Source organism: Aeromicrobium jepli (assembly GCF_047246605.1).
GTDB lineage: Bacteria > Actinomycetota > Actinomycetes > Propionibacteriales > Nocardioidaceae > Aeromicrobium.
Genome location: NZ_JBFOKO010000002.1, coordinates 247,915 through 272,592 on the forward strand (window position 1 = coordinate 247,915; position 24,678 = coordinate 272,592).

The window sequence follows — 24,678 nt, forward strand, 5'->3', positions numbered from 1 at the left end:
CTGCTTCGTTCATTCCGCGAGGCGACGGCGGGTGTCCGCCGCGATGGCCTCGGCCGTCAGGCCGAGGCGACCGAGGATCACGTCGCGCTTGGCGTGGTCGAGGAACTGCTGCTCGACCGCGTGGATCCGGACCGGCACGTGCACGTCCTCGTCGCTGAGGGCGTGCAGGATCGTGGAGCCGACGCCGCCCTGACGGCCGTTGTCCTCGATCGTCACGACGAGGCGGTGCTCGCGCGCGAGGTCGACGATCGCGGGATCGAGCGGCTTGACCCAGCGCGGGTCGACGACGGTGGCGCCGAGGCCGGACTGCTCGAGCTCGCGGGCGACCTCGACGGCCGTGGCGGCCATCGTGCCGACGCCGACGACGAGCACCTGCGGATCGGTGCCGCGGTGCAGCACGTCGATGCCGCCGATGCGCTCGATCGCCTCGAGGTCGGGCGCCACGGCGCCCTTCGCGAAGCGGACGACGGTGGGGGCGTCGGCGATGTCGACGGCCTCGCGCAGCGCCTCGCGCAGGCGGGCGCCGTCACGCGGCGCGGCGAGGTGCAGGTTCGGGACGATCTGCATGATCGACATGTCCCACATGCCGTTGTGGCTCGCGCCGTCGTCGCCCGTGACGCCCGCGCGGTCCAGCACGAACGTGACGCCCAGCCGGTGCAGGGCGACGTCCATGAGGACCTGGTCGAAGGCGCGGTTGAGGAACGTGGCGTAGACCGCGACGACGGGGTGCAGGCCGCCCATCGCGAGGCCCGCGGCACTGGTCACGGCGTGCTGCTCGGCGATGCCGACGTCGAGGACGCGGTCGGGGAACTTCTCGGCGAACGCGTCGAGGCCGGTCGGGTAGAGCATGGCCGCGGTGATGCCGACGATGTCCGGACGGTCGTCGGCGATGCGGACGATCTCGTCGCGGAAGACCGAGGTCCAGCCGGCCGGCGCGATGCTGATCGCCTCGCCGGTGGAGCGGTCGAACGGGTGCGACTGGTGCATCTGGTCGTTCTCGTTCGCGACCGCGATGTCGTAGCCGTGGCCCTTCGTGGTGATCGCGTGGACCAGCACGGGTCCGCGGTAGTTACGGGCGGCGGAGAGCACGTGCTCGAGGGCGCGGCGGTCGTGGCCGTCGACGGGTCCGAGGTACTTGATGCCGAGGTCCTCGAACATCCCCTGCGGCGCGAGGGCGTCCTTGAAGCCCTTCTTGATCGCGTGCAGCGCCTCGTAGGCGACGCCGGCGACCTTGGGCCCGCCCGTCATGCGGTCCTTGATGGCGCTCAACGCGGACTCGTAGCGGGGGTTGGTGCGGATCTCGGTGAGTCGGTTGGCCAGGCCGCCGACCGTGGGCGTGTACGAGCGGCCGTTGTCGTTCACGACGATCACGACGTTGCGCCGGTTGTCGGCGCAGATGTTGTTGATCGCCTCCCACGCCATGCCGCCGGTCAGCGCGCCGTCGCCGATCACCGCGACGACGTGGTCGTCCTTGCCCTGCAGCGCGTTGGCGCGGGCCAGTCCGTCGGCGTAGGACAGCGACGTGGAGGCGTGCGAGTTCTCGACGAAGTCGTGCGGGGACTCGGCGCGGCTGGGGTAGCCCGAGAGGCCGTGCTCCTTGCGCAGGTCGCCGAAGCGGTCGGCCCGCCCCGTCAGCATCTTGTGCACGTACGCCTGGTGGCCCGTGTCCCACACGATCTTGTCGTTCGGGGAGTCGAAGACGCGGTGCAGCGCGATCGTCAGCTCGACGACGCCGAGGTTGGGCCCGAGGTGTCCGCCGTTGGCAGCGACCGACTCGATCAGCAGCTCGCGGACCTCGGCGGCGAGCTGCGCCAGCTCCTCGTCGGACAGGCCTCGCAGGTCGGCGGGACCGGACACGGAACTGAGGACGGAGGCCATTGCTCCATCGTAACGAGGGCCCCTCAGCCCGGCGGTGCGACCGGCCGATCGGCTCAGCCGATCGGGTGGAAGCGACCGCGCGCGTGGGCGACGCCGGTCGCGTCCACCAGCTCGATCTCGCCGACGGGCCCCGTGACCTGGTGCGCCCAGCCGACCTCGCGCACGTCGGCGACCGTGAGCCCGCACCACGACCGCTCCCGCAGGCGCGGACCCCATCCCGAGTCCGCCCAGTCCCCCACCGTGAACATCCCGCCCGGCGCCGGCGCGAGGCCCGCGAAGACCTCGGCGAGCCAGTCGTCCCCGGCCTGCAGCACGCTGACGGCGGCCCGCGCACCGGGCACGAGCTCCTCGCCGAGGTCGGAGTCGGGGTCGACGAACAGCGTCACGAGCGGCTCGGGCCCGTCCACCAGCACGATCGAGGAGACCGTCAGCCCCACGCGGCCGCGCCCCTGCCCCGTCGCGACGACCGTCGCGGGCGCGGGCAGCCGGCCGCGCAGCCGCCGGAACGCGTCCTTGTCTCCCTCGGCCGGCACGAACGGGTGATCGGTGTGGATCGTCACTCCCCCATCCCACCACCTCGCGGCGGCGGACGACGGAGCGCCCGCCACTCGTCGAGTGGCGGGCGCTCCGGGCGATGCGGTGCTCAGTCGAGCAGCGAGCGCAGCACGTACGGCATGATGCCGCCGTTGCGGTAGTAGTTCGCCTCACCGGGCGTGTCGATGCGGACGACGGCGTCGAACTCGACGTCGCCGGCCTTGACCTTGACCGTCTTGGGCGTGCGGCCCTCGTTGAGCTCGGTGATGCCCGTGACGCTGAAGGTCTCCTCGCCGGTCAGGCCGAGCGACTCGGCGTTCTGGCCCTCGGGGAACTGCAGCGGCAGGACGCCCATGCCGATGAGGTTCGAGCGATGGATGCGCTCGTAGCTCTCGGCGATGACGACCTTGACGCCCAGCAGCGCCGTGCCCTTGGCCGCCCAGTCGCGCGACGAGCCCGAGCCGTACTCCTTGCCCGCCAGGACGACCAGCGGGATGCCGGCGGCCTGGTAGTTCTGCGCGGCGTCGAACACCGTGGTGACCTCGCCGTCAGTGGAGAAGTCCCGCGTGAAGCCGCCCTCGGTGCCCGGCGCGATCTGGTTGCGCAGGCGGATGTTGGCGAACGTGCCGCGGATCATGACCTCGTGGTTGCCGCGACGCGAGCCGAGCGAGTTGAAGTCCCGCGGCTCGACGCCCTTCTCCATGAGGTACTTGCCGGCGGGGCTGTCCTTCTTGATGGCGCCGGCCGGGCTGATGTGGTCGGTCGTGACCGAGTCGCCCAGCTTGAGCAGGACGCGCGCGCCCTCGACGTCCTGGACGGGCTCGGGCTGCAGGCCCATGCCGTCGAAGTAGGGCGCCTTGCGGACGTACGTGGAGTCCTCGTCCCACGCGAACGTGTCGCCGTCCGGCGTGGGCAGGTTCTGCCAGCGCTCGTCACCGGCGAAGACGTCGGCGTACTCCTGGCTGAAGGTCTCGGACGAGATGGCGGACGCGATGACGTCCTCGACCTCGGCCGGCGACGGCCAGATGTCCTTGAGGTAGACCGGGTTGCCCTCGGAGTCGGTGCCGAGCGCCTCGGTCGTGATGTCCATGTCCATCGTGCCGGCGAGCGCGTAGGCCACGACCAGCGGCGGGCTGGCCAGGTAGTTCATCTTGATGTCGGGGTTGATGCGGCCCTCGAAGTTGCGGTTGCCCGACAGCACCGAGACGACGGCGAGGTCGTTCTCGTTGACGGCGGCGCTGACCTCGGGGATCAGCGGGCCCGAGTTGCCGATGCACGTGGTGCAGCCGTAGCCGACCAGGTTGAAGCCCAGCTTGTCGAGGTACGGCGTCAGGCCGGCGCGCTCGTAGTAGTCCGAGACGACCTTCGAGCCCGGGGCCAGCGTCGTCTTGACCCACGGCTTGCGCTGCAGGCCCTTCTCGACGGCCTTCTTGGCCAGCAGGGCCGCGCCGATCATGACCGACGGGTTGGACGTGTTGGTGCACGACGTGATGGCCGCGATCGTGACCGCGCCGTGGTCGAGCTCGAACTGCGTGCCGTCCTCGAGGGTCACCATCGCGGGGTTGCTCGGGCGGCCGCCGTCGGTCGGAGCGCAGGACGCGTAGTCCTTGGGCGCGCTCTTGCCGTCGTCGTGGCTCGAGACCGGGTCGGAGGCCGGGAACGTCTCGGCGACCGCCTCGTCGTAGCCGGTCTCCTCGTTGGCGGCCGGCGGGACGCCGGGCTTGCGGTCGCCGTCGACCTCGTCGGTGGCGTAGTCGGCCAGCGCGCCGCGGAAGCCCTGCTTGGCGTCGGCGAGCGTGACGCGGTCCTGCGGGCGCTTCGGGCCGGCGATCGAGGGGACGACCGTCGACAGGTCGAGCTCGAGGTACTCGGAGAAGCGCGGCTCGGCCTCGGGATCGTGCCACAGGCCCTGGGCCTTGGCGTAGGCCTCGACGAGCGCGATCTGCTCGGCGCTGCGGCCGGTCAGCTCGAGGTACTTCGTGGTCTCGGAGTCGAGCGGGAAGATCGCGACGGTCGAGCCGTACTCGGGGCTCATGTTGCCGATCGTGGCGCGGTTGGCCAGCGGGACGGCGGAGACGCCGGGGCCGTAGAACTCGACGAACTTTCCGACCACGCCGTGCTGGCGCAGCATCTCGGTGATCGTGAGCACGAGGTCGGTCGCGGTGGAGCCCTCGGGCAGCTCGCCCGACAGCTTGAAGCCCACGACGCGCGGGATCAGCATGCTGATGGGCTGGCCGAGCATCGCGGCCTCGGCCTCGATGCCGCCGACGCCCCAGCCGACGACGCCCAGGCCGTTGACCATCGTGGTGTGCGAGTCGGTGCCGACGCAGGAGTCGGGGTAGACGACGCCGTCGCGCTCGAACACGACGCGCGCCAGGTGCTCGATGTTGACCTGGTGGACGATGCCGGTGCCCGGGGGGACGACCTTGAAGTCGTCGAACGCGCCCTGGCCCCAGCGCAGGAACTTGTAGCGCTCGCCGTTGCGCTCGTACTCGATCTCGACGTTGCGCTCGAACGCCTCGGGCGTGCCGAAGACGTCGGCGATGACGGAGTGGTCGATGACCATCTCGGCCGGCGCGAGCGGGTTGATCTTGTTCGGGTCGCCGCCGAGGTCGGCCATCGCCTCGCGCATCGTGGCGAGGTCGACGACGCACGGCACGCCGGTGAAGTCCTGCATGATCACGCGGGCGGGCGTGAACTGGATCTCCTTGTTCGGCTCCTCCGCGGGGTCCCACGCGGCCAGGGCCTTGATGTCGTCGGCGGTGATGTCCGCGCCGTCCTCGGTGCGCAGCAGCGCCTCGAGCAGGATCTTGAGGCTGAACGGCAGGCCGGCGACGTCGAGCCCCTCGCCCTGCACCGCGTCCAGTCGGTAGTAGTCGTAGGACTTGTCCCCGACCGAGAGGGAGTCCTTCGCCCGGAATGTGTCGACGCTCATGGCTTCTCCTTCGCTGGTGTTCCCATGGTGCCTCCGCGTGGCGGCGCGTGGGCGGTCGAGATGACCTGAGTCACCAGATATCTTGATGTCAAGATAAACGATACCAAACGATCCCGGTCCTGCCCGGCTCAGGCGACCCTCACCTGAGCTCGGCGAGCCGGGCCACCAGGGCCCGTCCCTCCTGCACGCGCTTCTCCCACGTGGTGCCCACGATCAGCAGGACGAAACCGGCCAGCGCGATGAGGATCCAGCGCGGCAGGCCGAGCGCCGTGGGGCCGACGTTCGCCAGCACGAGCAGCAGCACGACCGACGCGCCGGCGGCGACCGGGGCGCCCCAGCGCAGGACCGCCCCGGCCCCCAGGACGAGCAGGGCCACGAGCCCCAGCAGGGCGGCCCGGAGGCTCGTCGGGTCACCCAGCGCCTGCGGCAGCGAGGGCAGCAGGGCCATGGCCAGTCCGGGCGCGAGCGCGTTCCAGGAGCGGACGCCCGGATGCGTGCGCAGGCGCCACACGCCGGCCGCCAGCAGCACGACCGCGAACGGCGCCGTGTACGCCTCGACCGTGTCGACGCCGCTGGCCGCGAGCCGCGCGACCCATGCGCACGCGACGAGGCCGACGGCGACCCAGCGCAGGTACGGACGGTCCTCGTCGAGCAGGCCGACCACCGCCGCCGCGACCGCGCCGATCGTGCACTGCAGGGCGACGTCGGCGAGGTCGTCGCTGCCGGACGTGACGGCGAACAGGAACGCCAGGCCGGCGACGATCTCGAGCGCGAGCCGGTGGGCCGGCAGCTCGTCGAGCGCGAGCGACAGCAGCAGCGTCGCCGCGGCGAGGCCCGCGATGACGGTCCCCTGCCACCCGGTCTCCACGTCGGCCAACGCGAGCACCTGGCCCACGGTCGCGATGGCCGCGCCGACGGCGAGGCCCGCCGACACCGCGGAGACGACCCGGCGCTCGCGCACCGGGTCGTCGTGACCGACGACCGCGCACACGGCGAGGCCGGCCGCGGCGAGGCCCCAGGCCCACGCGGTCACGTCGGCGCCACCGGGGACGACGACCATCGCGAAGCCCGCCAGGACCGGCGGCACGAGGGCGGTGGGCCACGGCGCGCGGGCCAGGCCCACGGCCAGTGCCGCGCCGACGGCGACGAGCACCGCCGCGTGCACGAGGAACGGCAGCAGCGTCGCGGACACCGACGTGACGACGGCGAGCGCGACGAGCAGCTGCGCGACCGGCCCCCACCAGCCCTCGGGCGCGAGGACCGGCGAGCGCCAGCGGCGCACGGCCACCCACGCGAGCAGGACGGGCGCCGCGACGGCGAGCACCCACGCGCCTTGGTCGAACTCGATCTCGACGGGACGCACCCACACGTCGGCCGGGGAGGAGAACCAGCTGGCCGCGTCGATGCGCTCGAGGTTCGTCATCGCGACGGCGATCAGCCAGAAGATCGGGGCCAGCGCGCCCACGAGGGCCGCCCAGCGCAGGCCGGTCGCCCAGCCGCCGGGTCCGGTGGCCAGCCACGCGAGGGCCGCGACAGCCACGCCGACGACCACCACGCCGACGGTCCGGTCGACGTCGAGGTCCCACGCCCAGCCGGCGCTGGCGACGCCCAGCAGGAAGAGGACGACGACGACGGACGAGGCGACGAGCCACGGTCGGAGCGACGCGACGAGCCGGGCGGCGACGGCGAGCACCGCGGCCAGCACGATCGCCGGGAGTGCCTCGGCGACGGTGACGACGGGCGTGTCGGCGACGGCGGCGCCGAACGCCAGCGCCACGAGCAGGACGCCGACGCCCGCGACGGCGAGGCCGCTGGTCCACACGGCCCAGAGCAGGCCGGCGCGGCGTGCCACCGCGGCCACCGCGGCGGGGACGACGAGCGCGATGAGGGCCGCCCAGAACCACAGCTCGGCGGCACCGAAGTCGTCGCCCAGCCGGACGAGGACCGCGGGCGTGCTGATCCACGTGGCGAGGCCGGCCGCGAGCTGCGGCACCACGAGCTCGTGCTCGACCGACGCGCGGGCTCGGCGCACGACCGTCACGGCGACGGCCGTCAGGACCGCGGTCCAGGCGACCGAGACCAGCGGGAAGTCGCCCCAATCGAGGCCGAGGAGGCCCTCGGCGACCGCGGCGAGGACGTCCACCGTGACGAGGCCGGCGAAGACGGCCCACAGGGCCTCCGCCGTGCCGAACAGGCGGCGCCGGGTCGCCCACGCGGCGCACCACCCGGCCGCGCCCGTGAGGGCGAGCAGGATGACGGCGCGGCCCAGGATGCCCAGGCTTCCCCACGCGACCGTCGCGAAGATCAGTCCGGCGACCACGAGGCACACCGCGCCGAGCGCGAGCAGCACGGACCCCGTCGACCACGACGAGCCCGGCGCGGGCGCGAGCGGCGTGTACTGCGGCCCCGGCTGCGCGTGGGCCGGCTGCGGCGACTGCCCCGCCGTGGCCGGCCGGACCGGTGCCGGTCCGGGCTGAGGCGCCTCCTGCAGCGCGCGACCCTGCGCGACGAGCCGGTCGGCCTCGAGGAACAGCGACCAGAGGCGGTGCGCGGGCGCCGACCCCAGCGGGAAGTCGCAGTGCGGGCAGCGGGGCTCCCCCGCGATGGCGCCTCGGCAGGCTGGACACGCATGGGGGTCGGCATACTTCACGGGGTGACTCAACCTCACCCGTCACACCGGCGCAAGCACCGCCACGCACGCGTCACGCGGGAGGCCGCGTGAACGACGCGCGGGAGCCGGCTGCGCGCCCGATGAGCGACGCCGAGGTGGTCCGCGTGCTCCTGGACCGCGCGGGCACCACGTTCGCCCAGGAGGCCGGCATCGCGCTGGAGGACGAGCCGGCGCCGTTGTGGCAGCTGCTCGTGCTGAGCCTGCTGCTCTCGGCCCCCATCCGCTCGACGGCCGCGGTCGCCACCGCCCGTGAGCTGTTCGCCGCCGGCTGCACCACGCCGCGACGGACCCGCGACCTCCCGCGACGGACGCTGGTCGCCGCGCTCGGGCGCGGTGGCTACCGCCGTTACGACGAGCGCACCGCGACACGGCTCGCCGAGCTGTCCCGTGCCGTGCTCGACGAGCACGCCGGTGACCTGCGCCGCATGCACGAGCGGTGCGAGGACGTGCCCGCCCTCGCCGCCGCCCTCCAGGAGTTCACCGGGATCGGGCCGACCGGTGCGGGAGTCTTCCTGCGCGAGGTCCAGTCCACCTGGCCCGACGTCGCGCCGTACGTCGACGGACTCGCCGCGCGCGGTGCCGAGCGCCTCGGTCTGCCGGCCTCGGGGCCCGAGCTCGCCCGCCTCGTCCGGCGGGAGGACCTCGCCCGGCTGGTCGCCGCCTGTGTGCGCGCCGCGCGGGACCCGCGCCTGCTCGCCGACGTGACGAGGTCCTGAGCCGGGGCCGTCGGTGCGGTGGTGCCCCGGCGATCGCGGGTCTACGGTCGATTCATGGGGGCGATCGTGGACGAGGTGCGGGTGGCCGTTCCCGTGCGCACCGCATACGACCAGTGGACGCAGTTCGAGACGTTCCCGCGGTTCATGCCCGCGGTGAGGGACGTCGAGCAGGAGCGGCCCGCCGTGACCCGCTGGGTCCTGGGGCTCGGACCCCTGCACCACGAGTTCCACGCCGAGACCCTCGAGCAGCATCCCGACTCGCTCGTGCAGTGGCGCAGCCTGGACCGACGCCTGCACCACGAGGGCGCCGTCACCTTCGAGTCCCTCGCTCCCGACCTGACCGCCGTGCGGGTGGAGCTGCGCCTCGACCCCCGGCCGCCGGTGGGCGCCCTGCTCCGGCCGGCCGTGCAGCGCCTGCTCAGGTCCCAGCTGGAGCACTTCAAGACGTTCGTCGAGGGCATGGGCGAGGCCGGCGAGGCCTGGCGGGGAACGATCCACGACGGCCGGGTGCAGCACAACTACGACGAGTCCCCCACCACCATCCCGGGATGGCCGCACGGGTGACACCCGGCGGCGCAGTCACACGGGTCACCGCGGCGAGAGGCAGCGCACGATGAGCAGATCACCGGACGACGGGACGAGCGACGACCTGACCGTGTCGCCACCCAAGGACTGGGCGGCCGGGGTGCCGGCCGTCGCCCACGCCCTCGAGTACTCGCTCGACCAGACGTCCCCGCGGCGGACCGCGCTGACCCTGCTCAACATGAACCAGGTCGACGGCATCGACTGTCCCGGCTGCGCCTGGCCGGATCCGGCGCCGGGCCACCGGCACCGGAACGAGTACTGCGAGAACGGCGCCAAGCACATCAACGACGAGGCGACGACGCACCGCGTGACGGCCGACTTCTTCCGCCGCCACAGCGTCACGGAGCTCAGCGAGCGCTCCGACGAGTGGCTGAACCAGCAGGGCCGGCTCACCGAGCCGATGGTGAAGCGGCCCGGCTCGGAGCACTACGAGCCGATCAGCTGGCACGAGGCGTTCGGCCTGCTCGCCGACGAGCTCACCTCCCTCGACTCGCCCGACGAGGCGACCTTCTACACCTCGGGGCGCGTGAGCAACGAGGCCGCGTTCCTGCTGCAGCTGTTCGCCCGCGCGTTCGGCACCAACAACCTGCCGGACTGCAGCAACCTGTGCCACGAGTCCAGCGGGTTCGCCCTGCACGAGACCATCGGCGTCGGCAAGGGCACGGTCAGCCTGCTGGACCTCGAGCACGCCGACCTCGTCCTGCTGGTCGGGCAGAACCCCGGCACCAACCACCCGCGCCAGCTGTCCGCGCTCGAGCGGACGAAGCTGAACGGCGGCCGCATCATCGCCGTCAACCCGCTGCCCGAGGCGGGCCTGAAGCGGTTCAAGAACCCGCAGAAGCCGCGCGGCGTGATCGGCAAGGGCGTGCAGATCGCCGATCGGCTCCTGCAGATCCGCGTCGGGGGCGACCTCGCCCTGTTCCGCGCGCTCAACCGGCTGCTGCTCGAGGCGGAGGACGCGGCGCCCGGCACCGTGCTGGACCACGAGTTCATCGACGCCAGCACCGTCGGGTTCGAGGAGTTCAGCGAGCACGTCCGCGCCACCGAGTGGTCCGATGTCCTGGCCGACACCGGACTGACGCGGGAGGAGATCGAGGCGGTGCGCGACGAGGTGCTGAGCGCCCACCGCGTCATCGTCTGCTGGGCGATGGGCCTGACCCAGCACCGCCACGCCGTCCCCACGATCCGCGAGATCGTGAACTTCCTGATGCTGCGCGGCAACCTCGGCAAGCAGGGCGCCGGCGCATGCCCCGTGCGCGGGCACAGCAACGTCCAGGGCGACCGCACGATGGGCATCTGGGAGCAGATGCCGGACGAGTTCCTGGACGCGCTGCAGGAGGAGTTCGGGTTCGACCCGCCGCGGCACCACGGCCTCGACTCCGTGAACTCCATCCGCGCCATGCACGAGGGCCGGGTCAAGGTCTTCATGGGCGTCGCGGGCAACTTCGTGCGCGCCGCTCCCGACAGCAACTTCACCGAGGAGGCCATCCGGCGGTGCCGGCTGACGGTGCAGGTCTCGACCAAGCTCAACCGCTCGCACGTCGTCTGCGGCGAGACCGCGCTCATCCTGCCCACCCTGGGGCGGACCGAGCGTGACGTGCAGGCCACGGGCGAGCAGTTCGTCACGGTCGAGAACTCCATGAGCGTCGTGCACACGTCCCGCGGCCGGCTGGAGCCGTCCTCGCCGCTGCTGCTCAGCGAGGTCGCCATCCTGAGCCGGCTCGCACGCCGGACGCTCGGCGACGACCACCCGATCCCGTGGGCGGACTTCGAGGCCGACTACGGCGCCATCCGCGACCGGATCTCGCGCGTCGTGCCCGGCTTCCACGACTTCAACGCCCGGGTCGCGCGCCCTGGCGGCATCCCGCTGCCCAACCCAGTGAACGAGGGCGTGTTCCCCACGCCCGTGGGCAAGGCCGTGTTCACGAGGAACAGCGGCGAGCCGCCTCGGGCGCCCGCAGGGCACCTGGTGCTGCAGACGCTGCGCTCGCACGACCAGTGGAACACCACTCCGTACACGAGCAACGATCGCTACCGGGGCATCCACGGGAGCCGTCGCGTCGTCATGGTCAACCCCGAGGACCTCGCCGAGCTCGGCCTCGCCGAGCGTGAGGTGGTCGACGTGGTCTCGGTCTGGCCGGACGGGGTGGAGCGTCGCGTCGAGGGCTACGAGCTCGTCCCGTACCCGACCCCGCGAGGCTGTGCCGCCGCCTACTACCCCGAGACGAACGTGCTGGTGCCCCTGGACGACGTGGACGCGATCAGCAACCAGCCGGCGTCGAAGGGCATCGTCGTGCGGCTCGAGCGGGTCGCGGACCGGGCGGCGTCGCCGGTCGCGGCTGGGTGAGCCCGGCTCAGGCGCCGGCGCGGGTCAGCACCGCGACGCACTCGACGTGGTGCGTCATCGGGAACAGGGCGAACCCGCGCAGCGACTCCAGCGCGTAGCCGTGCTCGCCGAACGTGGCCAGGTCCCGCGCGAGCGCGGCGGGGTCGCAGGCCACGTAGACGATCCGGCGCGGCGACAGCGCGGCGATCGCCGGCACGGCCTCCTTCGCCCCCGTGCGCGGCGGGTCGAGCACGACGACGTCCGCCCGCTCGCCGAGCAGTCCGCGGCGCAGCGCCCGCTCGACCGGCGCGTGCATCATGGCGGCGTTCGCCAGGTCCGCGAGGTTGCCCCGCGCGTCGGCCGACGCGCGCCGGTTGCCCTCGACGCTGACCAGCTCGCCGGGCGCGCACGCCGGCGCCAGGAAGGCCGAGAACAGGCCCGCCCCGGCGTACAGGTCGAGCACCCGGTCGCCCGGCCGCACGTCGGCGCCCGCGATCACGGCGTCCACGAGGGTCGTCGCCGCCGCGGGGTGCACCTGCCAGAAGCCGGACCCGGAGACCGAGAACCGGCGGCCGTGGACCTCCTCCACGACGATCCCCGTGCCGGCCCGGACGCTGCCGTCGGACGCCACGACGCCGTCGACCTGCGCCTCGAGGGCGTCGTCGATCGTGGCGTCGGTGACGAGCAGTCGCTGGCCGGTCGAGGACGCGATGGACTCGACGCGCGGCTCGTCCCACAGCTGGTCGCTCACGCGCGGGTGGTTCGGGTGCGCGATGGGGCACGTGGGGACGGGGACGACCTCGTGGCTGCGGTGCTTGCGCAGGCCCACGTAGCCGTTCTCGGCGACGGACCACACGACGCGGGTGCGCCAGTCGAGCAGCGGGCCGACGGCCTCGACGCGGCCGTCCCACTCCAATCCCGCCAGGCGCTGCAGCTGCTCGCGCACGACGTCGGTCAGCAGGGTCAGCTGGCCCTCGGCGGAGACGTGCTGGAAGTCGCAGCCGCCGCACAGCCCCGGTCCGGACAGCGGGCACGGCCGGGGCACGCGGTCCGGCGACGGCGTGATGACCTCGATCGCGTCCGCGCGCAGGAACCGCTTGGAGCGCTCGGTGATGTGGATCCGGACGGTCTCGCCGGGCAGCGCATGCCGCACGAAGACCACCTGGCCGTCGAGCCGCGCGACGCAGTGGCCGCCGTGCGCGACGGGCCCGACCTGGACGACGGGATCGCTCATGGCCGGTCCGCCCCGATGCCCCGGCGGACGTCGCCGGGACTTGGCCGCGTGTCCAGCGGCGAGGCGTTCTTCGCCGAGGCCAGCTGGAACGGCACGCTCACGACGAGCACGCCGGGCACGAACAGCAGCCGGGCCTTCAGCCGCAGCGCGGTCTGGTTGTGCAGCGCTTGCTCCCACCAGCGGCCGACGACGTACTCGGGCACGTAGACCGTGACGATGTCGCGCGGGCTCTCGGTGCGGCGCTGCTTCACGTGGCGGACGATCGGGCGCACGATCTCGCGGTACGGCGAGTCGAGGACGCGCAGCGCCACCGGGACGCCGAGCTCCTCCCAGCGCTTCGTGAGGGCCTCGGTCTCCTCGTGGTCGAGGTCGACCGTGACGGCCTCGAGCGAGCTGGGTTTGGAGACCCGCGCGTACGCCAGCGCCCGCATCGTCGGCTTGTGCAGCTTGCTCACCAGGACCACGGCGTGCACGCGCGACGGCAGCGCGACGTCGCCGGAGTCGATCTCCAGCTCGGTCGCGACGTGGCTGTAGTGGCGCGAGATCGACCGCATCACGACGAACACCGCCACCATGGCCAGGATCGCGATCCACGCGCCCGACAGGAACTTCGTGATCAGGACGATCACGAGCACGACGGCCGTCATCGCCAGGCCGAACGTGTTGACGGCCCGGGAGCGCTGCATCCGGCGTCGCGTGGCGGGGTCCTGCTCGCTGCGCAGCTCGCGGGTCCAGTGCCGGATCATCCCGAGCTGGCTCAGCGTGAAGGACACGAAGACGCCGACGATGTATAGCTGGATGAGCTTCGTGACCTCGGCGTCGAAGGCAATGATGAGCACGCTCGCGGCGGCGGCGAGGGTGATGATGCCGTTGCTGTACGCGAGCCGGTCGCCGCGCGTGTGCAGCTGGCGCGGCAGGAAGCCGTCGCGCGCCAGGATCGAGCCCAGCACGGGGAAGCCGTTGAAGGCCGTGTTGGCGGCCAGGATGAGGATGACGCCCGTGCAGGCGATGACGAAGTAGAACAGCGGCGGGAAGCCGTCGAAGAGCGCGCCCGCGAGCTGGGCCAGCACCGTCTCCTGGACGTGGCCCTCCCCCACCGGCCGGCCGTCGAGCAGCAGCTGGTGCGCCGGGTCCTCGACGTACCGCACGTGCATGAGGTCGGCCAGCACGATGATGCTCATCAGCATCGCGATGGAGATGCAGCCGAGCAGCAGCAGCGTCGTGGCGGCGTTGCGGCTCTTGGGCTTGCGGAAGGCCGGCACGCCGTTGCTGATCGCCTCGACGCCGGTCAGCGCCGCACAGCCCGAGGAGAACGCGCGTGCCAGCAGGTAGGCCATGGCCAGGCCCGTGACGGCGCCGGTGAACGGCTCCTCGGGAGCGATCTTGTACTGCGCGCTCTCGGCCATCGGCAGCGACCCGGCCGCATACTTCACGAAGCCCCAGACGGCCATGATCCCGATCGACGCCATGAACAGGTACGTGGGGATGGCGAACGCCGAGCCCGACTCCTTGGTCCCGCGCAGGTTCATGGCGGTCAGCAGCGCCACGAGCGCGACCGCGGCGGTCGCCTCGTGTCCGTTGAGGAACGGCAGGGCGGCGGTCGCGTTCTGCACGCCCGACGAGATCGACACGGCCACGGTGAGGACGTAGTCGACCATCAGCGCGCTGGCGACCGTGAGGCCCGCGTTGGGCCCGAGGTTGACCGTGGCGACCTCGTAGTCGCCGCCGCCGCTGGGGTACGCGTGCACGTTCTGGCGGTAGGACGCGACGACCGTCAGCATGACCACGACGACCGCCAGGCCGATCTGCCAGTTGAACGCGTAGGCCGACAGCCCGGCCATCGAGAGGGTCAGGAAGATCTCGTCCGGCGCATAGGCGACCGACGACAGCGCGTCGCTCGCGAAGACGGGCAGCGCCACCCGCTTGGGCAGCAGCGTCTCGTCCATCTGGGAGGTGCGCAGCTTCCGCCCGATCACCGCGCGTTTCAGCGCCCCGGTCAATCCCACCCGGTCGATGCTAGACCCCCGCAGAAGCGGTGTAGCGTCGCCGTGTGCACATCGTGATCATGGGGTGCGGCCGCGTCGGAGCGACGCTGACCCGCAGCCTCGAGTCACGCGGTCACTCGACCGCTGTCATCGACTCCGACCCGGGCGCGTTCCGCCGCCTGGGACCCAGCTTCTCCGGCCTCACCGTGACGGGCATGGGCTTCGACCGCGACGTGCTCAGCGCCGCCGGGATCGAGCGCGCCGACGGCTTCGCGGCCGTGTCCAGCGGCGACAACTCCAACATCATCGCCGCGCGGGTCGCCCGTGAGCTGTTCGGCGTCGAGAACGTGATCGCCCGCATCTACGACCCGGGCCGCGCCGAGGTCTACGAGCGGCTCGGCGTCCCCACGATCGCCACGGTGCCGTGGGCCGCGGACCAGGTCCTGCGCCGGCTGCTGCCCGCCGGGTCCGAGCCCATATGGCGCGACCAGTCCGGCCGCCTGCGCCTGGACACGGCCTACGCCCCGTTCGCCTGGGTCGGCCGCACCGTCGCCGCCCTCGAGGCCGACACGGGCGCCCGGGTCGCGTTCATCACGCGCCTCGGCGCCGGCGTCCAGGTCACCGGGGACTCGGTGATCCAGGAGGGCGACTTCCTCAGCCTCTTCGTCGTCGACGAGGACGCCGACCGCACCCTGGCCGCCGTGGCGGCCGGACCGAAGGGGGACGACTGATGCGCGTCGTCATCGCCGGGGGCGGCGCGGTCGGCCGCTCCGTCGCGCAGGAGCTCATCGAGAGCGGCCACAGCGTCCTGATCATCGAGCGGTCCGCCGCGTCGATGCGGCGCGACCGCGTGCCGGACGCCGAGTGGCTGCTGGCCGACGCGTGCGAGCTGTCGACGCTCGAGGAGGCGCGCCTGGACACGTGCGACGTCGCGATCGCGGCCACGGGCGACGACAAGGCCAACCTCGTGATGTCGCTGCTGGCCAAGACCGAGTTCACGGTGCCGCGCACCGTCGCCCGCGTGAACAACCCCAGCAACGAGTGGCTCTACGGCGAGTCCTGGGGCGTCGACGTGGCCGTGTCGACGCCGCGCATCATGGCGGCGCTGGTCGAGGAGGCCGTCGCCGTCGGCGACCTCGTGCGGCTGTTCACGTTCCGCCAGAGCGAGACGAACCTCGTGGAGCTGACCGTCCCGGCGGACTCGCCGCACGTCGGCCGCCGCATCGGCGACATCGACTGGCCCGAGGGCGTCACGGTCCTGGTCATCCTGCGCCAGCACGAGACGCTGCTGCCCGAGTCGGACCGCACGGTCGAGGCGGGCGACGAGCTGCTGTTCGTCACGCCCACCGACAGCGAGGCGGCCCTGGCGGCGCTGCTGTCGGCCAAGGACGCCTGAGCTACGCCTCGGGCTCGGGGTCCCCGGACGACTCGAGCGGGGTGCTGTTGCGGCTCAGCAGCCACACCATCGCCAGCAGCGCGGCGATCTGCAGCGGCCAGCCCATGACGATCTTGGACGCGCCCAGCCAGGCGATCTGGTCGGCCAGGTAGAGCGGGTACTGCACGACGACGCGGGCGATGCACGGCAGCGCGAACAGCAGCGTGAGGCGGTTGCACAGCCGGCGCATGCCGGGATCGTCGCGCCAGCCGGACAGGTCACCCACGAGGGCGCCGATCATCAGGCCGATCGCGGGCCAGCCGATCAGGACGGTGGCGATCAGCACGGCCGCGTACCCGGCGTTGTAGATGATGCCGGGCAGGAAGACGTCGCGCGCCTCGCCCGAGCGCGACGCGAAGATCGCGGCGATGCCGATCCCCACGAGCGCGTTGATGACGAACTGCGGGTTGGACCGCTGGACCACGCGCACGATCAGCAGCACGGCCGTGAGCGCCGTGGCGACGATCAGGGCCAGCCGCAGCTCGCGGGTGGTGAGGTAGCAGACCGTGAAGACGGCCGTCGGGACGGCGGCCTCGACGATGCCGCGGGCGCCGCCGAAGGCCTCGGCGAGCTTCTGGCGGACGAGCTGCTCGACGGTCGCGACGTCGGCGGCCGGCCGCTCGGGCTCGCTCACGAGGCGTCCAGCCGGTACGCCGGGTTGTACATGACGCGCTCGGTGCCGCGCAGCCCGATGCGCGCGGTGGCCGTGAGCGACCGGCCGGGGCTGATGCCCTCGATCCGCCGGCGGCCGAGCCAGATGAGCGTGATCGAGCCCGTGCCGTCGTACAGCTCGGCCTCGAGCGCGGTGGCATCGCCTATCGGGCGCAGCGCGACGCTGTTGAGCACGCCGTGGACCTCGGTCACCTCACGGGAGGGGACGTCCTTGATCGCCGCGCAGCCCGCGGCGACCGTGCGGCGCCGCAGCTCGTCGTCCTCCTGCCGCTCGACCGAGTACCGGTCGACCCAGCGCGAGACCAGTCCGGCCATCACTACTCCTCGATGCGCTGTGCGTCGGGCGGCAGGGTCAGCGGCAGCGACTCGCGCAGGATCCGCGGCTCGTCGCCGCGGCGCACGCGCAGGTCGCGCAGGACCTCCATGAACACGCCCTCGTTCGTGGACTCGAGACCGGCGGCGCCCAGGATCGTGGCCCGGACGACCCAGCGCGGGCCCTCGATGCCGATGAAGCGGGCGGGCTGCACGGCGGCGGAGCCGTCGGGCGCGGTGGCCGGGAACTGGGCGAGCAGCTCGGTGCCGAACGGTCCCTCGATCTCCTGGTAGGTGCCCTGGCGCTCCTCGACCTGCTGACGCAGCTCCTCGCGGACGCCGTCCCACGTGCCGCCGCTGCGCGCACCGGCGAAGGGCCGCAGCTCGACGGCCGATCCCTCGGCGGTGACGAGGACCGCCGTCACGACGTCCTCCTCGGTGGGCAGCTGGATCTCGATGTCGGGGCGCATCCGGATGAGCAGGCTGCCCAGGTCGACGTACTCGTCCGCCGAGCCCACGGGACGCTCCGTGACGTCGAACGGGCCGTCGGCGCGGTGGCCGGTGACCTCCACCGGCTCGGGGGCGGCCGCCGGCGCCGGGGCGCCCGCGTCCTTGTTCTTGCGACCGAACATCACTGTCGTCCTTCCGTCGATGCCCCGATCGAGGCGTGACCACCCGAGGAACCGTACCCGCCGCTGCCGCGCACCGAGTCCGGCAGCGCGTCGACCTCCACGAAGCGGGCGTGCTCGACGCGCTGGACCACCAGCTGGGCGATCCGGTCGCCGCGCGCGATGTGCACGGGCTCGTGCAGGTCGTGGTTCACCAGCAGCACCTTGATCTCGCCACGGTAGCCCGCGTCGATCGTGCCGGGCGTGTTGACGACCGAGAGCCCGTGACGCAGCGCCAGCCCCGAGCGGGGGTGGATGAAGGCGGCGAAGCCCTCCGCCAGCGCGATCGCGATCCCCGTCGGCACGAGGAGCCGCTCCCCCGGCTGCAGCGTGACGTCGACCGTCGAGACGAGATCGGCGCCCGCGTCGGCCGGGTGCGCGTAGGACGGGATCGGGACGTCGTCGGCCAGGCGACGGATCAGGACCTCGGTCACGGTGGCGACGATACTGCGGTCACCCACCATCGGGCACAGTGGAGCCGTGCACACGACCTCCCCCCGTCACGTCGAACGCCTCACCGCCTCGGGCCTGTGGTGGGCCATGGTCGTCCTGCTGGCCGTCGTCGTGGGCTGGCTGCTGCTCGTCGCGACGTCGCCGACGGTCGCGGCCGCCGCCGCCCTCGCCGCCCTCGTCCTGCTCGGCGCGGGCCTGTGGCGCTACGGCTCGCTGCGGATCGTCGCCGAGCCCGGCCGGTTCCGCGCGGGCGAGGCGCACCTCGAGGAGCCGCACCTGGGCCGCGTCGAGTCGCTCGATCCGGCGGCCTGGCGTGCCGCGCTCGACCGCGCCGGCGCCGACCGCGCCTTCCTGCTGACGCGGCCGTGGATCGACCGCGGCGTGCGCGTGGAGGTGGTCGACGACGCCGACCCGACGCCCTACTGGCTCGTCTCGTCGCGCCGTCCCGACGCGCTCACGCGCGCCGTGGGCCAGACTGGTGCCCCCGAACGAAGGAGCACCGATGGCCAGGAAGCGCCCGACCCCGACGGAACCTGATCCGGCGACGACGACCTCTGCCGCAGAGGCGCGCGTCGCGAGGGGACGCGGCCGTGGTGCCTGGAAGGCCCTCGACGCCGGCTCGGGCCTGCTGGCCGCCGCGCTGGCGCCGCGGGTGTCGAACGTGGCGTGGCGGCTGGCGACCGGACGCAAGCCCCCGCGGCACACGCGCCACCCCGACCTGAGCACCAAGGAGGCCGTGGCGTGGGCCGCGGTCGGCGGCGCGACGGTCCAGGTGGTGCGCACGGTCCTGCGTCGCAGCGCGGCCAGCTACTGGGTCAGGTCGACCGGCGGGCTGCCGCCGGGCATGCGAGCGCTCGACGACCGACAGCACTGAGCCCCACGTCCGGCCGGGCCCCGCAACGGGCGTCGGCCGGCCCGTGGGGCCCGGTCGGTACGTCGGCGTCTCAGTCGGCGCAGTCGCGGCAGATCGGCGAGCCGTTCCTCTCGGTCGCCAGCTGGCTGCGGTGGTGCACCAGGAAGCAGGACATGCAGGTGAACTCGTCGGACTGCTTGGGCACGACCTTGACCGCGAGCTCCTCGTGGGAGAGGTCGGCGCCGGGCAGCTCGAACGACTCGGCCGCCTCGACCTCGTCCTCGTCGACCTTGCCCGAGTTCTTCTCGTGGCGACGCGCCTTCAGCTCCTCGATGCTGTCCTCGGACTGCTCCTCATCGGTCTTGCGCGGGGCGTCGTAATCGGTTGCCATCAACTCTCCATGCTCGTTCTCGTGGAACTTCGTCGTGTTCTTGTGGAACGCGCAGATTCAACCACACGGGTCAAGACCCCACGCATCCGCAAGCCTCAAGTCCGGCGGGTCCGCCGATATTCCCACTCCTGGGGCCCGCGCGCGACCCGAGCGAGCGCCCGTGGCGCGGCGCGTCCGACGCCTCAGAACCCACAGCGGCGCACGAGCGCCAGGAACTCCTCGGCGCGCGCCGCGGGCGCCGCCACGACGAGCCGCTCGGTGGGCTCCCCGTCGAGGCCGGTGACCGTCACGCCGGCCTCGCTCGCGACCAGGCCGCCCGCCGCGACGTCCCACGGCTTCAGCCCCTGCTCGACGTAGGCGTCGAGCCGTCCCTCGGCGAGATCGGCCAGGTCCAGGGCCGCGGCACCGATGCGGCGGATGTCGCGCACGTGCGGCAGCATCCGGCCGACGGCGGCGGCCTGCTGCTCGCGCACCGCGACCACGTAGTTGAAGCCGGTGGCCACGAGCATCCGGTCCAGCGGCAGGTCGGGCGGGCCGGTCAGGCGGACCGGCTCGGGCCCGTCGACGCGCCACGCCCCTCCCCCGCGCGTCGCCTCGTACGCCTCGCCCGTCGCGATGTTAACCACGACGCCGACCTCGACGACGCCCTCGCGCCGCGCGGCGATCGCGACGGCGTAGCGCGGGATGCCGTAGACGAAGTTGACCGTGCCGTCGATCGGGTCGACGACCCACTCGACGCCGGACGTGCCCGGCACGTCCTGGCCCTCCTCGCCGACGAAGGCGTCGTCGGGACGCGCGGCCAGGATGCGCGCGCGGATGAGCTCCTCGCACGACCGGTCGATCTCGGTGACGACGTCGGTGGGGCTGGACTTCGTCGCCGCGACGCCGACGCGTCCGGCCGGACGCAGGGACCGGACGTGCTCGACCGCCTCGGCGGCGACGACGCGCGCCAGGTCGAGCAGCTCCGTCACGCCAGGACCGGGCGCTGCGAGCGCGGGTTCACGCAGCAGTTCGCCGGGCAGGTGTCGGCCTTCGGGCCGAGCTCGCCCAGCGCCGGCCGCTCGGGCGACTCGCCGCGCTCGGCCGACGCGCGCTCCAGCACGAGCTCGCGGATCATGCCCGCGTAGCGGGGGTCGGCGTTGGGGCTCGCGGCGCGGGCGAACCGCAGGCCGAGCTTCTCGGCCGTGGCCTTGGCCTCGGTGTCGAGGTCGTACACGACCTCCATGTGGTCCGCCACGAAGCCGATCGGCACCAGGACGACACCCGTGACGCCCTGCTCGGCGAGCTCCTCGAGATGGTCGTTGATGTCGGGCTCGAGCCACGGCTGCGACGGCGGGCCCGAGCGCGAGCAGTACGCCAGCGTCCATCCCGGCAGGTCCAGGCGCTCCGCCACGAGGCCTGCCGCGGACAGGTGCTGGCGCTCGTACAGGCCGCAGCCGGGACCGCCGCTGGCCTCGTTCATCTGCTCGGGCACCGAGTGCGTGACGAAGACGACGTGCGCGTCGTCGCCGACCTCGTCGAGGGCCTGGCGCGTGGCCTCGGCGAACAGCTCGATGAAGACGGGGTGGTTGAAGTGCTGGCGCAGCCGATCGAGCCGGATCGGCCGGTCGTGCGAGACCTCGTACAGGTTCTCGCGGTACTGGCGGCAGCTGGAGTACGACGAGTACGCGCTGGTCATGAAGCAGATCGCCCGCTGGACGCCGTCGGCCTCCATCCGGTCGACGGCCTCGGCCAGGTACGGGTCCCAGTTGCGGTTGCCCCAGTAGACCGGCAGGTCCAGGCCCTGCTCGGCGAAGTCGGCGCGCAGCGCGTCCAGCAGCGCGCGGTTGATGTCGTTGATGGGCGACTTGCCGCCGAAGCCGAAGTAGTGCTCGCCGACCTCGACGAGGCGCTCCTTCGGGATGCCGCGGCCGCGCGTCACGTTCTCGAGGAACGGCACCACGTCCTCGGGCTTCTCGGGGCCTCCGAAGGAGACCAGCAGGAGGGCGTCATAGGGCCGTGCGTCCATGCGCCCAGTCTCCCACCTCGGTGGTCACGCGGCGCGGAGCCCTACATTGGTGCGACCATGCTCTCCTCGTACCGCACGATCCTGGCGACCCCCGGCGCCCCCGCGTTCACGGCGGCGGGCGCACTCGGCCGGCTGCCCCTGTCGATGACGGGCCTGGGGATCGTGCTGCTGATCTCGGAGCGCACGGGCGAGTACGGGCCGGCGGGCCTGGTCATGGCCGTCTACGTGGTCGTGTCGGCGGTCTTCGCACCCGTCCAGGGCCGCCTCGCCGACCGCGTCGGCCAGGCTCCCGTCCTGCTGGCCGCCGGTGCGCTGTTCGTGGCCGGCTTGATCCTGCTCCTGCTGACGGTGGACACGAGCCTGGCCGCTGCGGCGGTGGGCGCCGCCATCAGCGGCGCCGGCGCGCCCCAGGCCGGCAACCTCGTGCGCGCCCGCTGGACGCACGTCCTCGCGGACCGCTCGCGCCTGCAGACGGCGTTCGCCCTCGAGGCCGTCCTCGACGAGGTCGTCTTCATCGTCGGGCCCGTGCTCGTCACGGTCCTGACCCTCAGCGTCCTCGACTGGTCCGGGCTCGCCGTCGCCGGCGCGGCGGCGATCGTCGGCGCGTGGGGCCTCGCCGCGCAGCGGGCCACGCAGCCGCCCCACACGACCCGGGACCACGGTCCGCGCGTGCCGTTGCCATGGGGGCTCCTCGGCCCCCTCGTCGTCGCGGCGGCCGGGCTGGGCGTCCTCTTCGGCGCCAACGAGGTGCTCATCGTGGCGTTCACGAAGGAGGAGGGCCAGCCGGGCGCGGCGGGCATCGTCCTCGCGATCTTCTCGGCCGGCAGCCTGCTCGCGGGACTCGTGATCGGCGCGCTCCCGCCGCCGGTCGATCCCGTCCGGCGACTGCGGATCGGCACGCTCGGCCTCACCGCGTTCCTCGCGCCGCTGCCGTTCGTGCCGAACACCGTCTGGCTGGCGGTGTTCTTCCTGCTGGCGGGGCTGATGCTGTCGCCGACCCTCATCACCGCGGTCCACCTCGTGGAGCTGAGCGTGCCGCCGTCCCGCCTGACCGAGGCGCTGACGTGGACCACCACCGGCATGTCCGCCGGGACCGCCGGCGGCGCGGCCGTCTCCGGCCACCTCGTGGACCACTTCTCGGTGCCGGTGGGCTTCGCACTGCCCGTCGCGGCCGCCCTGATGACCGCCACGGTCGCCCTGCTGTACCGCGATCGGCCGTGGGTCCGCGCGTGAACGAGCCGACGCCCCGGCGCGTCTCCACGGATTCGCAGGATGGTTCCCTAGGATCGAAGTCGGTGGCAGCAGCGACACGGGGAGGCTCGAACATGCGGGAACTCGCGACCGTGGGACTCAGCGACGACGGACGCTTCCTCGTCGCCCGTGACGCGACCACCGGTGAACGGTTCCGGCTCAGCATCGATCGCCGGCTCACGTCCCTGGTCGACCGCACTCCCGTGGGGTCCAGCCGTTCCGGACAGATGGAGATTCCGATGGAGAGCTCACTTTCCCCCCGAGACATACAGACCCGCATCCGCCGCGGCGAGTCGGTCGAGGAGGTCGCCGAGGCGGCCGGCATCACCGTCGAGCGCGTGCACGGCTTCGCGGTTCCCGTGATCGCCGAGCGCGAGTGGATGGCCCAGTCGGCGCGCGCCACGTCCGTGCGCCGCAAGCACGTCGGCGGCCACGCCGTCGCGCTGTCCGAGCTGGCCGACGCGGCCCTCGCCGAGCGCGGCATCTCGCCCGAGTCGGCGCGCTGGGACGCCTGGCGCCGTGAGGACGGCCGCTGGACGGTCCAGGTCGACCTCGAGGACGGCGCCGCCACGTTCCTGTTCGACCCCAAGAGCCGCTACGTCGTCGCCGACGACGACGCCGCGCGCAGTCTCGTCGGCGATCTGGCCACCCAGGAGCAGCACGACATGGCGCTGGCGGACCTCGTGCGCGAGGCACCCGAGGCGTTCGACGCCGCCGACGCGCCCGTCGACACCGCTCCCCTGGTGCGCTCGATCAAGGAGGCGCGCGACCGTCGCGCCATGGAGCAGGCCGTCTTCGAGGAGCCCAAGCCCGAGGTCGTCGACGACCACGAGGACCAGGCGCTCGAGGAGCGCGTCGCCGTCCCGGACACGCCGAAGCCGCGCAAGAAGCACTCGCGCCGCTCGGTCCCCAGCTGGGACGAGATCATGTTCGGCGGCTCGTCCTCCGACTGAGGTCACTCAGCGGCATCCGGGGTCTCGATACGGCGGCTCGTTCCTCGCCGACCTACTCGACCGCCGGAATCGCGGCTGCGTCAGCCACCCGGTGATCGAGTAGCTGACGAGCGAAGCGAGGCGTGTATCGAGATCACGCCCCGCCGGGGCGGTGCTCAGTCGAACGGCAGGACGTCCGGGGACAGCACGCCCGCCTGCGCCCGCGCGGCGGTCATCCGCCGCCGGTGGTGACGGCGGCACAGCACCTCGTACCCCACCAACGGGCGCGGGCGGTCGGGGTCCTCGACGTCGCCCACCACGATGACCTCGCCCTCGGTCACCATCTCGCCGTCCTCGGTGCGCGCGTTGTGCGTCGCCCGGGCGCCGCACCAGCACAGCGTCTCGACCTGCAGCGGCAGGACCCGGTCGGCCAGCTCGATGAGCCGGCGCGAGCCCGTGAACAGGTGCGTGCGGAAGTCGGTGAGGATCCCGAAGCAGAACACGTCGATCGCGAGCTCGTCGGCGACCTTGGCCAGCTGGTCGATCTGCTCGGCGGTGTAGAACTGCGCCTCGTCGCAGACGAGGTAGTCGACGCGGCCGCCCGAGGTCAGCTCGCCCACGACGTCGTTCCAGAAGTTGAGGTCGTTCCCGACCTCCACCGACGGCGTCGACAGGCCCAGCCGGCTGGACAGCACGGCCTCCCCCGCCCGGTCGTGGGACGAGTAGATGCGCCCCACCCGGCCGCGCGCCCGGTGGTTGTGGTCGAGCTGCAGCGCGAGGGTGCTCTTGCCCGAGTCCATCGTGCCGGAGTAGAAGACCAGTTCTGCCACGTCGCCTGC

General features: G+C 72.7%; 23 protein-coding genes. 9 read left to right on the top strand and 14 right to left on the bottom strand.

The window, feature by feature from the left end; all coding sequences use genetic code 11:
* Positions 1-9 precede the first annotated feature (9 nt).
* The 4 genes from dxs to AB3M81_RS04930 form a co-directional block, all read right to left on the bottom strand.
* Positions 10-1,878, bottom strand: coding sequence for a 1-deoxy-D-xylulose-5-phosphate synthase (gene dxs / locus AB3M81_RS04915; protein ID WP_412902786.1), 1,869 nt, complete (start codon positions 1,876-1,878; stop codon positions 10-12).
* A gap of 53 nt (positions 1,879-1,931) precedes the next feature.
* A complete protein-coding gene (locus AB3M81_RS04920) occupies positions 1,932-2,438 on the bottom strand; it encodes a flavin reductase family protein (RefSeq protein ID WP_412902787.1) in 507 nt (168 codons plus the stop codon).
* An 83-nt stretch (positions 2,439-2,521) separates the two neighbouring features.
* Entirely contained in the window at positions 2,522-5,347 is a 2,826-nt protein-coding gene (locus AB3M81_RS04925; protein ID WP_412902788.1) for an aconitate hydratase, read from the bottom strand.
* 139 nt (positions 5,348-5,486) lie between these two features.
* Complete coding sequence (locus tag AB3M81_RS04930) at positions 5,487-7,997, bottom strand: SCO7613 C-terminal domain-containing membrane protein (RefSeq protein WP_412902789.1); 2,511 nt, start codon at positions 7,995-7,997, stop codon at positions 5,487-5,489.
* Between the two features lie 68 nt (positions 7,998-8,065).
* Between AB3M81_RS04930 and AB3M81_RS04935 the strand changes: the two genes are divergently transcribed.
* The 3 genes from AB3M81_RS04935 to AB3M81_RS04945 are packed head-to-tail and all read left to right on the top strand — an operon-like array spanning position 8,066 to position 11,666.
* Positions 8,066-8,734 carry an HhH-GDP family DNA glycosylase gene (locus AB3M81_RS04935; protein WP_412902790.1) on the top strand — a complete coding sequence of 223 codons (669 nt, stop codon included), beginning with the start codon at positions 8,066-8,068 and terminating at the stop codon, positions 8,732-8,734.
* A 54-nt stretch (positions 8,735-8,788) separates the two neighbouring features.
* Positions 8,789-9,298, top strand: coding sequence for an SRPBCC family protein (locus AB3M81_RS04940; protein WP_412902791.1), 510 nt, complete (start codon positions 8,789-8,791; stop codon positions 9,296-9,298).
* Positions 9,299-9,347: 49 nt separating this feature from the next.
* Positions 9,348-11,666, top strand: a complete 2,319-nt coding sequence (locus AB3M81_RS04945) for an FdhF/YdeP family oxidoreductase (protein WP_412902792.1) — start codon at positions 9,348-9,350, stop codon at positions 11,664-11,666.
* A 7-nt stretch (positions 11,667-11,673) separates the two neighbouring features.
* Here AB3M81_RS04945 and AB3M81_RS04950 read toward each other — a convergent pair whose 3' ends face one another.
* Positions 11,674-12,879 carry a class I SAM-dependent RNA methyltransferase gene (locus AB3M81_RS04950; protein WP_412902793.1) on the bottom strand — a complete coding sequence of 402 codons (1,206 nt, stop codon included), beginning with the start codon at positions 12,877-12,879 and terminating at the stop codon, positions 11,674-11,676.
* Entirely contained in the window at positions 12,876-14,885 is a 2,010-nt protein-coding gene (locus AB3M81_RS04955) for an APC family permease (RefSeq protein WP_489671968.1), read from the bottom strand. The genes AB3M81_RS04950 and AB3M81_RS04955 overlap by 4 nt, the downstream gene beginning before the upstream one ends.
* 44 nt (positions 14,886-14,929) lie before the next feature.
* Here AB3M81_RS04955 and AB3M81_RS04960 point away from each other — a divergent pair, with 44 nt between their 5' ends.
* Together AB3M81_RS04960 and AB3M81_RS04965 are read left to right on the top strand one after the other, a co-directional pair.
* Positions 14,930-15,595 (top strand): potassium channel family protein, encoded by a 666-nt coding sequence (locus tag AB3M81_RS04960; RefSeq protein ID WP_412902794.1) that lies wholly within the window; start codon positions 14,930-14,932, stop codon positions 15,593-15,595.
* Positions 15,595-16,260, top strand: coding sequence for a potassium channel family protein (locus tag AB3M81_RS04965; RefSeq protein ID WP_412902795.1), 666 nt, complete (start codon positions 15,595-15,597; stop codon positions 16,258-16,260). Before AB3M81_RS04960 ends, AB3M81_RS04965 begins: the two co-directional genes overlap by 1 nt.
* Position 16,261: 1 nt before the next feature.
* Here AB3M81_RS04965 and AB3M81_RS04970 read toward each other — a convergent pair whose 3' ends face one another.
* From AB3M81_RS04970 to dut, 4 genes are read right to left on the bottom strand one after another with little or no spacing between them, the layout of a single operon-like run.
* Complete coding sequence (locus AB3M81_RS04970) at positions 16,262-16,933, bottom strand: DUF3159 domain-containing protein (RefSeq protein ID WP_412902796.1); 672 nt, start codon at positions 16,931-16,933, stop codon at positions 16,262-16,264.
* The gene (locus AB3M81_RS04975) at positions 16,930-17,286 is read right to left on the bottom strand and encodes an OB-fold nucleic acid binding domain-containing protein (RefSeq protein WP_412902797.1); all 357 of its coding nucleotides are present in this window, start codon (positions 17,284-17,286) and stop codon (positions 16,930-16,932) included. The genes AB3M81_RS04970 and AB3M81_RS04975 overlap by 4 nt, the downstream gene beginning before the upstream one ends.
* Before the next feature lie 2 nt (positions 17,287-17,288).
* Positions 17,289-17,915: a DUF3710 domain-containing protein gene (locus AB3M81_RS04980; RefSeq protein WP_412902798.1), complete on the bottom strand. Its 627-nt coding sequence runs from the start codon at positions 17,913-17,915 to the stop codon at positions 17,289-17,291.
* Positions 17,915-18,385, bottom strand: a complete 471-nt coding sequence (gene dut, locus AB3M81_RS04985; protein ID WP_412902799.1) for a dUTP diphosphatase — start codon at positions 18,383-18,385, stop codon at positions 17,915-17,917. The genes AB3M81_RS04980 and dut overlap by 1 nt, the downstream gene beginning before the upstream one ends.
* Before the next feature lie 46 nt (positions 18,386-18,431).
* Between dut and AB3M81_RS04990 the strand changes: the two genes are divergently transcribed.
* Both AB3M81_RS04990 and AB3M81_RS04995 read left to right on the top strand, forming a co-directional pair.
* On the top strand, positions 18,432-18,941 hold the full coding sequence (locus AB3M81_RS04990) for a DUF3093 domain-containing protein (RefSeq protein ID WP_412902800.1): 510 nt from the start codon (positions 18,432-18,434) through the stop codon (positions 18,939-18,941).
* Entirely contained in the window at positions 18,907-19,278 is a 372-nt protein-coding gene (locus AB3M81_RS04995) for a DUF4235 domain-containing protein (protein WP_412902801.1), read from the top strand. The genes AB3M81_RS04990 and AB3M81_RS04995 overlap by 35 nt, the downstream gene beginning before the upstream one ends.
* Positions 19,279-19,348: 70 nt before the next feature.
* Here AB3M81_RS04995 and AB3M81_RS05000 read toward each other — a convergent pair whose 3' ends face one another.
* The 3 genes from AB3M81_RS05000 to AB3M81_RS05010 all read right to left on the bottom strand — a co-directional run bounded on the left by AB3M81_RS05000 (position 19,349) and on the right by AB3M81_RS05010 (position 21,656).
* The gene (locus AB3M81_RS05000; protein WP_412902802.1) at positions 19,349-19,648 is read right to left on the bottom strand and encodes a DUF4193 domain-containing protein; all 300 of its coding nucleotides are present in this window, start codon (positions 19,646-19,648) and stop codon (positions 19,349-19,351) included.
* Positions 19,649-19,830: 182 nt separating this feature from the next.
* On the bottom strand, positions 19,831-20,619 hold the full coding sequence (locus AB3M81_RS05005; protein WP_412902803.1) for an inositol monophosphatase family protein: 789 nt from the start codon (positions 20,617-20,619) through the stop codon (positions 19,831-19,833).
* On the bottom strand, positions 20,616-21,656 hold the full coding sequence (locus tag AB3M81_RS05010; RefSeq protein ID WP_412902804.1) for a ferrochelatase: 1,041 nt from the start codon (positions 21,654-21,656) through the stop codon (positions 20,616-20,618). The genes AB3M81_RS05005 and AB3M81_RS05010 overlap by 4 nt, the downstream gene beginning before the upstream one ends.
* Before the next feature lie 57 nt (positions 21,657-21,713).
* On the opposite strand from AB3M81_RS05010, the gene AB3M81_RS05015 reads away from it, so the two are divergent.
* Both AB3M81_RS05015 and sepH read left to right on the top strand, forming a co-directional pair.
* The gene (locus AB3M81_RS05015; protein WP_412902805.1) at positions 21,714-22,889 is read left to right on the top strand and encodes an MFS transporter; all 1,176 of its coding nucleotides are present in this window, start codon (positions 21,714-21,716) and stop codon (positions 22,887-22,889) included.
* A 92-nt stretch (positions 22,890-22,981) separates the two neighbouring features.
* The gene (sepH, locus tag AB3M81_RS05020; protein ID WP_412902806.1) at positions 22,982-23,860 is read left to right on the top strand and encodes a septation protein SepH; all 879 of its coding nucleotides are present in this window, start codon (positions 22,982-22,984) and stop codon (positions 23,858-23,860) included.
* A 155-nt stretch (positions 23,861-24,015) separates the two neighbouring features.
* Here sepH and AB3M81_RS05025 read toward each other — a convergent pair whose 3' ends face one another.
* Positions 24,016-24,669: a thymidine kinase gene (locus AB3M81_RS05025; RefSeq protein WP_412902807.1), complete on the bottom strand. Its 654-nt coding sequence runs from the start codon at positions 24,667-24,669 to the stop codon at positions 24,016-24,018.
* Positions 24,670-24,678 lie beyond the last annotated feature (9 nt).

What these genes read in the sequence shown, in the direction of transcription:
- dxs (WP_412902786.1), bottom strand. Translation starts at nt 1,878, where the DNA reads ATGGCCTCCGTCCTCAGTTCCGTGTCCGGTCCCGCCGACCTGCGAGGC.
- AB3M81_RS04925 (WP_412902788.1), bottom strand. Translation starts at nt 5,347, where the DNA reads ATGAGCGTCGACACATTCCGGGCGAAGGACTCCCTCTCGGTCGGGGAC.
- AB3M81_RS04940 (WP_412902791.1), top strand. Translation starts at nt 8,789, where the DNA reads ATGGGGGCGATCGTGGACGAGGTGCGGGTGGCCGTTCCCGTGCGCACC.
- AB3M81_RS04945 (WP_412902792.1), top strand. Translation starts at nt 9,348, where the DNA reads ATGAGCAGATCACCGGACGACGGGACGAGCGACGACCTGACCGTGTCG.
- AB3M81_RS04950 (WP_412902793.1), bottom strand. Translation starts at nt 12,879, where the DNA reads ATGAGCGATCCCGTCGTCCAGGTCGGGCCCGTCGCGCACGGCGGCCAC.
- AB3M81_RS04965 (WP_412902795.1), top strand. Translation starts at nt 15,595, where the DNA reads ATGCGCGTCGTCATCGCCGGGGGCGGCGCGGTCGGCCGCTCCGTCGCG.
- AB3M81_RS04975 (WP_412902797.1), bottom strand. Translation starts at nt 17,286, where the DNA reads ATGGCCGGACTGGTCTCGCGCTGGGTCGACCGGTACTCGGTCGAGCGG.
- AB3M81_RS04980 (WP_412902798.1), bottom strand. Translation starts at nt 17,915, where the DNA reads ATGTTCGGTCGCAAGAACAAGGACGCGGGCGCCCCGGCGCCGGCGGCC.
- AB3M81_RS04995 (WP_412902801.1), top strand. Translation starts at nt 18,907, where the DNA reads ATGGCCAGGAAGCGCCCGACCCCGACGGAACCTGATCCGGCGACGACG.
- AB3M81_RS05000 (WP_412902802.1), bottom strand. Translation starts at nt 19,648, where the DNA reads ATGGCAACCGATTACGACGCCCCGCGCAAGACCGATGAGGAGCAGTCC.
- AB3M81_RS05010 (WP_412902804.1), bottom strand. Translation starts at nt 21,656, where the DNA reads ATGGACGCACGGCCCTATGACGCCCTCCTGCTGGTCTCCTTCGGAGGC.
- AB3M81_RS05015 (WP_412902805.1), top strand. Translation starts at nt 21,714, where the DNA reads ATGCTCTCCTCGTACCGCACGATCCTGGCGACCCCCGGCGCCCCCGCG.
- sepH (WP_412902806.1), top strand. Translation starts at nt 22,982, where the DNA reads ATGCGGGAACTCGCGACCGTGGGACTCAGCGACGACGGACGCTTCCTC.